This window comes from Streptomyces sp. OfavH-34-F, assembly GCF_022347745.1.
GTDB lineage: Bacteria > Actinomycetota > Actinomycetes > Streptomycetales > Streptomycetaceae > Streptomyces.
Map to the genome: position 1 here is coordinate 1 of NZ_JAKRGC010000304.1, position 7,886 is coordinate 7,886.

At 71.2% G+C, this 7,886-nt stretch carries 6 protein-coding genes and 1 pseudogene; 4 read left to right on the forward strand and 3 right to left on the reverse strand.

Features of this window, described 5'->3' with window-relative positions:
- The coding region (locus MHW47_RS29045) for a tetratricopeptide repeat protein (RefSeq protein WP_239226734.1) at positions 1–1,161 on the forward strand (1,161 nt) is incomplete at its 5' end.
- A 378-nt stretch (positions 1,162–1,539) separates the two neighbouring features.
- Positions 1,540–2,316 (forward strand): sporulation protein, encoded by a 777-nt coding sequence (locus tag MHW47_RS29050; RefSeq protein WP_239226735.1) that lies wholly within the window; start codon positions 1,540–1,542, stop codon positions 2,314–2,316.
- Between the two features lie 78 nt (positions 2,317–2,394).
- On the opposite strand, the gene MHW47_RS29055 is transcribed toward MHW47_RS29050, so the two are convergent.
- Entirely contained in the window at positions 2,395–3,189 is a 795-nt protein-coding gene (locus MHW47_RS29055) for a hypothetical protein (protein WP_239226736.1), read from the reverse strand.
- Positions 3,190–3,336: 147 nt separating this feature from the next.
- Here MHW47_RS29055 and MHW47_RS29060 point away from each other — a divergent pair, with 147 nt between their 5' ends.
- On the forward strand, positions 3,337–4,248 hold the full coding sequence (locus MHW47_RS29060; RefSeq protein WP_239226737.1) for a glycosyltransferase family 2 protein: 912 nt from the start codon (positions 3,337–3,339) through the stop codon (positions 4,246–4,248).
- Positions 4,249–4,320: 72 nt separating this feature from the next.
- On the opposite strand, the gene MHW47_RS29065 is transcribed toward MHW47_RS29060, so the two are convergent.
- Positions 4,321–5,325: a glycoside hydrolase family 11 protein gene (locus tag MHW47_RS29065; RefSeq protein ID WP_239226738.1), complete on the reverse strand. Its 1,005-nt coding sequence runs from the start codon at positions 5,323–5,325 to the stop codon at positions 4,321–4,323.
- Between the two features lie 295 nt (positions 5,326–5,620).
- Positions 5,621–6,570, reverse strand: a pseudogene (locus MHW47_RS29070) (SMP-30/gluconolactonase/LRE family protein).
- Between the two features lie 257 nt (positions 6,571–6,827).
- Between MHW47_RS29070 and MHW47_RS29075 the strand changes: the two are divergent.
- The coding region (locus tag MHW47_RS29075; protein ID WP_239226739.1) for a hypothetical protein at positions 6,828–7,886 on the forward strand (1,059 nt) is incomplete at its 3' end.

Consider the following 7,886-nt stretch of genomic DNA (forward strand, 5'->3'; position numbering starts at 1 on the left):
TGGCTCGCCGCGGAGCGGGGCAACCTGCTGGCCGTCGAGGAGTACGCCCGGCGCGGCGGGGCTGCCGACCGGGCCGCCCGCCTCGCCTGTGTCCTGGCCGGGTTCCTCCAGACCGAGTGCCACTGGCACGACGCCCGAAAGCTCCTGCTGCACGCCGTCGCCACCTGGGACCGGCCGGACGGCGACGCGTCCGCGCTCTGCTGCGCCCTGATCGACCTGTGCGCGGCGGCCTCGAGCATCGGGGACTACGCGGAGGCCGCCGAGGCCGGGGAGCGGGCCCTGGACCTGGCCCGGACCCTGCGCGACGAGGCCGCCGAGGCGGCGGCGCTCCGGGTGCTCGGCTCGCTGCACTGGCTCCTCGGCGAGAACCGGAAGGCGCTCGTCCTGCTCCAGCAGTCCTTCGCCCTCGTGTCGCGGACGGGCGATACGTGGGAGCGGGCCCGCGGCCGGAACAATATTGCCGTCGCCCTGCTGCACCTGGGGGAGCGCGAACAGTCCCTCCACCATTTCCTCGGGGCCCTCGAAGGCTTCCGGGACGCCGACGACACGACCGCTTCCGCGAAGACACTGAACAACATCGGTGAATTACAGATACGGGCGGGCGATGTCGCGGCAGCCCGCCGCTCATTCGAGGAATCCCTCGCTTTCCTGGAAGTCGAGGGCAGCCCGTACGACCGTACGACGGTACGGAGAAATCTCGCCGAAGCCATGATGGAATCCGGCGACCCCGGAACCGCGCTCGCCGAGTTCGGGGAAGCACTCACGGAATTCGCCGCACTGGGTGACCTGAAGAGCCAGGCGGAGACCCTGGTAGGGATCGGCGAAGCGCACTGGCGGCTCGGCGCCGTGGACGAATCCGGCCGACAGCTCCTGGAGGCGCTGAGGACCGCCCGGAGCATCGGGGCAGCTCAGCACGAGGCCCAGGCGCTGCGGCGGCTCGGTCGCGCGGACTTCGCCGCCGGCCGGCTGACCGACGCGGCGGACCGCCTCCGGGCGGCGGTGGCCGTCGCGGCCCGGACGGACGACGTCACGGAGGAAAACGCCGCCCGCGTGCTGCTGGAGGAGGTACTGAGGGCGGCGGACGACCAGCGCCGGGAAATCATCGAACGCACATATGAAGAATCGTTCCGCGAGCACCCCTCGGACGAGGACGACGCATAACCGAATATACGCCTGGCATATGCCTTATGCATAAATTCGGATTGTCAGGCCCTCCTGGTTAACTTCCCACTCGAACTTGCTTACTGAGCGGGAAGGAAAGAGCTAAACGTGCCTAAATTCAAGGCGGTTGTGGGAATTCTCAGCGTGGCCGCCCTCGCAGCATGGGTGACGCCCCCGACCTACGGCTGCATCATGATCCTGATCAGCCCCTACGGGCTGTAGGAAGCCCCCAGGGCGCCCCTGCCGGCCCACGCCGGGCGCCCTGCGTCCGTCCCCGCCCGCGCCCGCACGGGCGGGGACGGTGGGGGGCGGGGAGTTCCCGTTCGTGCCCGAAATGAGGATCTGGTCATGATCAGTTCGGCCGTTTAGCCTACGAACATGGTCTTCAGGCGTCTGCGACGCATTGGCGGGGGCGGCTCCGTGCCGCTGGAGGTCGACACCCAGGTGGCGGCCGGTTTCGTACGGCCCGGCGAAACACTCAGGGGCGAGGTCCTGGTGCGCGCGGTGGACAGCGATGTCCAGCTGCGCGGAATCGAACTCAAGCTGTTCGCCGAGGTGAAGCCGTCGTACGACGGCGCCGACACCAAGGAGACCATCTGCTGGCCCAGCACCAACGGGTACTTCAAGCTCGCCAAGGGCGAGGAACGCCGGGTTCCGTTCGAGCAGCGGCTCCCGTGGGACGTGCCGCTGACCGAGGTGACCGGCCAGGCCGTCGGCGCGGTCGTCGCGATGAGTACGAAGGTGAAGTACGACGAGGCCGAAGGGGTCGGCGACCACGACCTCGTGCACATCGCCGCGCTTCCGCTGCACGAGGCGATCTTCGACGCGTTCGCCGCCGAGGGGTACCTGTGCGACGCGTGCGAGGTCACGGACGACCGCATCCCCTCCCTGGAGTACGGGATCTACCTGACGCAGACCTTCCTGCTCACCGACCGCGTCGGCACCCGGGGCAGGCCGCCCCAGCTGGAGCTGACCTTCGTCACCAACCGGGTCGGCTGCGAGATCCATCTGCGCCGCGCCGCCCCCGCTCAGGACTGGGAGGACAAGCCGGCGGCCGCCAGCTGGGTCGCGGCGCACCACGACCTCGGCCGCACCGACTTCACGGCCGAGGCCCGCGAGTGGATCGACCTCGTCGGCAAGTTGTCGTCCGCATGAGGCGCTGAGACGAGAGGCCGTACGGGCCGCGGGTTCTCACTGGAGGAACCCGCGGCCCGCCCGCCCCGGCGCGGCCCGTTACGGGCAGGTCTCCTCGAACTTGACCGCCCTGATCTCCACCGGCTGCCCGTTCAGCTTCACGCCCGCCGCCGGTACCTGGGCGCACACCTTCCAGTTGCTCTCCATCAGCACCATGCGGTCCTCCGCGGCGTCCTTCACCGTGAGCGAGGTCCCCGAGTCGAGCGCGCCGCGCGCGGCCTTGACCGACTGGCCCGCCAGGTCGGGCATCCTGCCGCCGACCACCTCCGGGGGCTGCCGGTCCCTGGCCGGGCAGCTCTCCTCGGTCTTCACGGCGCCGAAGTCCAGTTCGGTGGTCCGGGCGACCGACTTGCCCGCCCGGACGTTCTGGAAGCAGACCTTCCAGTTCCGGTCGAAGACCTGCATCCGATCCCGGCCCAGGCTGTCGTGCGAGGTCAGCGAGTAGAGGCCCTTGGCCTGGGCCGCGTCCTGCGCCGACTGGAGGCCCATGCCGACGAAGTCGGGCACGGACACCTTGGCGCCGGGCTCGTCGTCGGCCGGGCGGACGGTGCCCTTCGGCGCGGGCGGCTCGTTGTCGGCGGTGTCCTTCGCGCCGTCCCTCGCCGCGGGACTGGCCGTCACGGTGACCGTGGCGGTGGGCGCCGGTGTCGCGCGGCCGGCGTTCTCCGTTCCGGTTCCGCCCGCGCTGCCCGCGACGGCTCCGGCGAGGAACAGCCCGGCCGCCGCCGGGACGAGGACGCGCTTGCGGGCCCAGCCGGGCAGCTTGGAAGCCGCGCCGGTGGGTTCGGCCGGGGCGGGGCCCCATGGTCGCTGGGTGTTGTCGTTCCAGTTCATTCGTCCCCCCAAGGTGTGGTTCGTGGAGGCATGACCGTATCCGTGCGCCCGGAACCAAGGGGAGGTGAGCCCTCCATAAGTGATGGATTTGTGACGGTGCGCCAGGGCCTAGCATCGGGGCTCCGTCGATCAGGGAAGTGAGTCGCCGTGACCGTGCCGCGCATCGGGGTCGTCATCGTGACCATGGGGACGCGTCCCCGTGAACTGGAGGCGCTGCTGGCCTCGGTGGCGAAGCAGGACGTCCCCGCCGCGCGCATAGTCCTGGTGGGCAACGCCACCCCGCTCGACGACGTGCCGATCGAGGTCCTGGGCACCACCGGCGTCCCCGGTGCGCCGATCGTGACCAAGATGCCGCTCACCGTGAATCTGGGCTGTCCCGGCGGGCGCAATGCCGCGCTGCGGCTGCTGTGCGACTCCGACGACGTGGACGTGGTCGTGGAGTTGGACGACGACGGGCTGCTCGTCGCGACCGATGTGTTCCGGGAGGTGGGCCGGCTGTTCGCGGCGGACCCGGCCCTGGGGATCGCCGGGTTCCGGGTCGCCGACGAGCACGGGATCACGGAACGGCGCTGGGTACCGAGGCTGCGGGCGGGTGATCCGATGCGCGGGGGGCCGGTGACGGCCTTCCTCGGCGGCGGCCATGCCCTGTCCGTACCGATGCTCCGGCAGATCGGGTTGTGGCCGGCCGAGTTCTTCTTCGGCCACGAGGAGTCGGACCTCGCGTGGCGGGCGCTCGACGCGGGCTGGGAGGTCAGGTACGTCCCCTCGCTCGTCCTCCGGCATCCGAGGACGTCACCCGCCCGGCACGCCACCCACTACCGGTTCACCGCGCGCAACCGGGTCTGGCTCGCCCGGCGGAGGCTTCCCGCGGCGCTGGTTCCCGTCTACCTCGGCGTGTGGATCGCCCTGGCCATGCTCCGGATGCGGTCGCTCGGCGGGCTGCGGGCCTGGTGGGGCGGGTTCGCCGAGGGGTGCCGGACCTCGCCCGGCCCGCGGGCGCCGATGCGGTGGCGGACGGTGTGGCGCATGACCCGGCTGGGCCGGCCGCCGATTCTGTAGAGCGCCCGGGGACGGCACAACGCTCCGGGGCGGCCGCCGCCGCCCCGGAGCGCCCGTGGGGGGAGCCTCGGGTCAGGCCGTGCTGCAGGAGACCGTCGGCCAGGTCCAGGTGCCGTTGGTCTGGATGGTGACGCCGAAGGTGTTGCCGCTGCCGTTGGGCCGTGCGGTCATCACCTGGGCGCTCGGATAACTCGCGCTGGTGTTCCAGGTGGCGATGATCTTCTCCGGGGACGGGACGTTCATCGTCACGGTCCAGTTGGAGGAACCGGAGACCGAGACGTTGAGGTTGTAGCGGTCGCCCCACTTCTCGCCGGCCGACAGGGTCGCGGTGCAGCCGTTGTTGCCACCGCCCGTGTTGCCGCCGCCGTTGTCGCCGCCGCCGGACGTGCTGCCCAGCGTGATGCTGGAGCTGCCGCTGCTCTGGTAGCCCTCGGTGGCCATGATCATGTAGTTGAAGCTGCCGAGGTTCATCCCGTGCGACGCCCAGGCGTCGAAGTGGTTGCCGGTGGTGATGGTGCCGCCGGTGCGCTTGGACTGACGGACGCTCCAGTACTGCTTGAAGGTCTTGTTGCCCTCGATCGACGGGGCGTTGACCCGCGTCGTCTCGTAGATGTCGTACGTGCCGCCGTCACTGTTGACCGTGCCCTTGAAGGTGCCGGTGGGCCGGTACGTGCCCCAGTTGTCGACGATGTAGTACTCCACGAGCGGGTTCTGCGACCAGCCGTAGAGCGCCAGGTAGGCGTTGCCCGACGGGTTGAAGGAGCCGGAGTACGTGACGCTGCGGCGGCCGCCGGTGCTCCAGCCCTTGCCGGCGACGAAGTTGCCGGTGTTGCGCCAGGACGTGCTGTAGCTGCCGCCGGAACCGAGGTTCATCGAGACGGTGCCCTGGCTGTCGGTCCAGAACGAGTAGTAGTAGCCGTTGTTGGTCCCCGTCTGGTTCGAGGTGACGGTGGTGTCGGCGGTGGCCGTACCGGGAAGCGCGATGGCCGCCATCGCCGCCACCAGCAGGGTGAAGGCGGTGCGGATGAACAGCCGCAGGCTGTCCGCCGGTCTGGTGCGGCCTCGGGAGCGGCTCATGGGAAGTGCGGGCGCTGCGTGCATGGGGGGAGTCCTCTCGTCCTCATGACCAGGTCGTCGTCGGCTGGGGGCCTGCCGACGGCGCTCAGTGTTGGACCGCCCCCTGGGGGTGTCAATACTTTCGGCACGAGTTGCGAAACTGTCGATCACCTTTCTCCGTAAGGGAGTTCACCATTATCACAGCTCAGCGCACGGTTCCCCATCGGTAGCCGGGGCAGGAAACGGGCGGCGGCGGGCCCGTTTTCCGACCGTCCCGCCACCCGTTTCGAAACTTTCGACGCCTCTTCGGAGCGCTCTACCGGCCCAGCCAGGGCCGGTGGCCCGGGCCCGTCGGGTGCGTGCCGGTCACCCCCATCACCACCGAGTAGAGGCTCGTCTCCGCCGTGATGAAGAGGCGGTTGCGCTTCGCGCCGCCCCAGGAAATGTTCGACACCGTCTCCGGCACGTCGAGCCGGCCGATCAGCGTGCCGTCCGGGTCGTAGCAGTGCACGCCGTCGTTCATGGCGGCGACCCAGAGCCGCCCTCCGTCGTCGAAGCGGAGGTTGTCGAACCCGGCCCCCGGGCGGGCAGCCGCCTCGGCGAAGGCACGCCCCTCGGAGAGGGTGCCGTCGTCCCGCACGTCGAAGACGCGGATCAGGCCCGCCTTCGTGTCCGAGACGAACAGCCGCCGCTCGTCCGCCGAGAAGACCAGCCCGTTGGGCGCGCCGAGGCCGTCGGCGACGAGCCGCACTTCTCCGGTGCCGGGTCGATCCGGTAGACGTTGTTGGCGCCGATCTCGCTCTGCGCGCGGTGGCCCTCGTAGTCGCTGGTGATCCCGAAGTCGGGGTCGGAGAACCAGATCGAGCCGTCCGACTTCACGGCGGCGTCGTTCGGGCTGTTGAGCAGCTTGCCCTGCCAGCGGTCGGCCAGCACCGTGACCGTGCCGTCGAGTTCGGTGCGCGTCACGCGCCGGTTGCCCTGCTCGCAGGTGATGAGCCGGCCCTGCCGGTCCAGGGTGTTGCCGTTCGGGTGGCCCGCCGAGCGGCGGAAGACACTGACCGCCCCGGTCTCCTCGTCCCAGCGGAGCATCCGGTCGTTGGGGATGTCGCTCCAGACCACCTGCCGCCAGGCCGGCACGTACAGCGGGCCCTCGGCCCACCGGCAGCCCGTGTACAGCACCTCCAGGGCCGCGTCGCCGTTCATGCACCGGCCCGTCCGGAACCGGTCGTCGAGCGGTTCGTAGAGCCGGGGTGTGTCGCTGGTCATGCTGTTCCATCCGTTCACCCGTACGCGGACGGCGTCAACCGCCGCATGATCGTCGTTCCTGGCCGGAAAGATGTCACAGCACCCTTGCGGACACGCCGAGTTGTGCCGGCCGACCCGTTCGGCGGCCCGGTCGGGCGCCTGGGAACGCGTCGGACGCCTCTAGGGTTCGGCACGTGCTGGTGGGTGAAGAGGTACGGGCGGACGCGGACGGTTCGGCGCGGGGTGCGGCACGGCCGCCGTGGTGGCGGCGCCACCGCGTGCCGCTGCTCTCCGTCGCGGCCGTCGTGCCGCTGTACGCCGTGTGGGCCGCCGTCCTGGCCACCGGCGGCGGCGACCTCGCCGCGCAGTACGCCTGGGCCGGGTTCACCGCCCGCCACCCGGGGTCGGCGTACAACCTCTCGTGGTACGGCGGGACGCACACCGCCAACTACAGCGTCTTCTCCACGTACGCCATGGCCCTGCTCGGCGTGCGAACCGTGTCCGTCGTGTCCGGGCTCGCCGCCACCTGGCTGCTGGCCCGCCTCTTCGTGCGCACCGGCATGCGGCACGCGCTCACGCCCGCGCTGCTCGGCGCGTTCGCGCTGTGGTGCGACGTCGCGTCGGGGCGGACGACCTTCGCCCTCGGCGTCGCCCTCGCGCTCGTCGCCTGCCGGTACGCCGGCCGGGCCCCGGTCGCCGCGGTGGCGGGGGCACTGGCGACGGCGGCGAGCCCGGTCGCCGGGCTGTTCCTGGTCGTCGTCGGCGCGGCGTACCTGCTGGACCGGAGGTGGCGGACGGGCGCCGTGCTCGTCGTCCCGTTCTTCGCGGTCGTCGGGGCCACCACGCTGCTGTTCCCGTTCACCGGCGAACAGCCCATGCACGCCAACCGGTTGTGGATGCCGCTCCTGATCTGCGCGGTGCTCGTGGCGGCGGCGCCCCGGACCCGGGAGTGGCGGGTCACCCGGTACGGGGCCGCCGTGTACGCGGCCGGGGTGCTCCTCACGTTCCTCGTGGCGTCGCCGATCGGCACCAACGTGGAGCGGCTGCTCGGCCTCGTCGCGGTGCCGGTGCTGTGCGCGGCGGCCCTCGACACGCGCCGGGCCGGGGCGCGGCTGCGTACGGGGGTGCTGGCCGCCGCCCTCGTCCTTTCGGGGCTCTGGCTCGTCGACAAGACCGTGGACGACCTGCGCGTCTCCACCCCCGTGCCGGTCTGGGCCGCCCGCGCCGACGCCGTCGCCGCCGCGCTCGACCGGCTGGGCGCCGACCGGGTCCGCGTGGAGGCCGTGCCCGCGCGCAACCACCGCGAGGCGGCCGTGCTCGCCCGGCACGTGAACCTG

What these genes read in the sequence shown, in the direction of transcription:
- MHW47_RS29050 (WP_239226735.1), top strand. Translation starts at nt 1,540, where the DNA reads ATGGTCTTCAGGCGTCTGCGACGCATTGGCGGGGGCGGCTCCGTGCCG.
- MHW47_RS29055 (WP_239226736.1), bottom strand. Translation starts at nt 3,189, where the DNA reads ATGAACTGGAACGACAACACCCAGCGACCATGGGGCCCCGCCCCGGCC.
- MHW47_RS29065 (WP_239226738.1), bottom strand. Translation starts at nt 5,325, where the DNA reads ATGAGCCGCTCCCGAGGCCGCACCAGACCGGCGGACAGCCTGCGGCTG.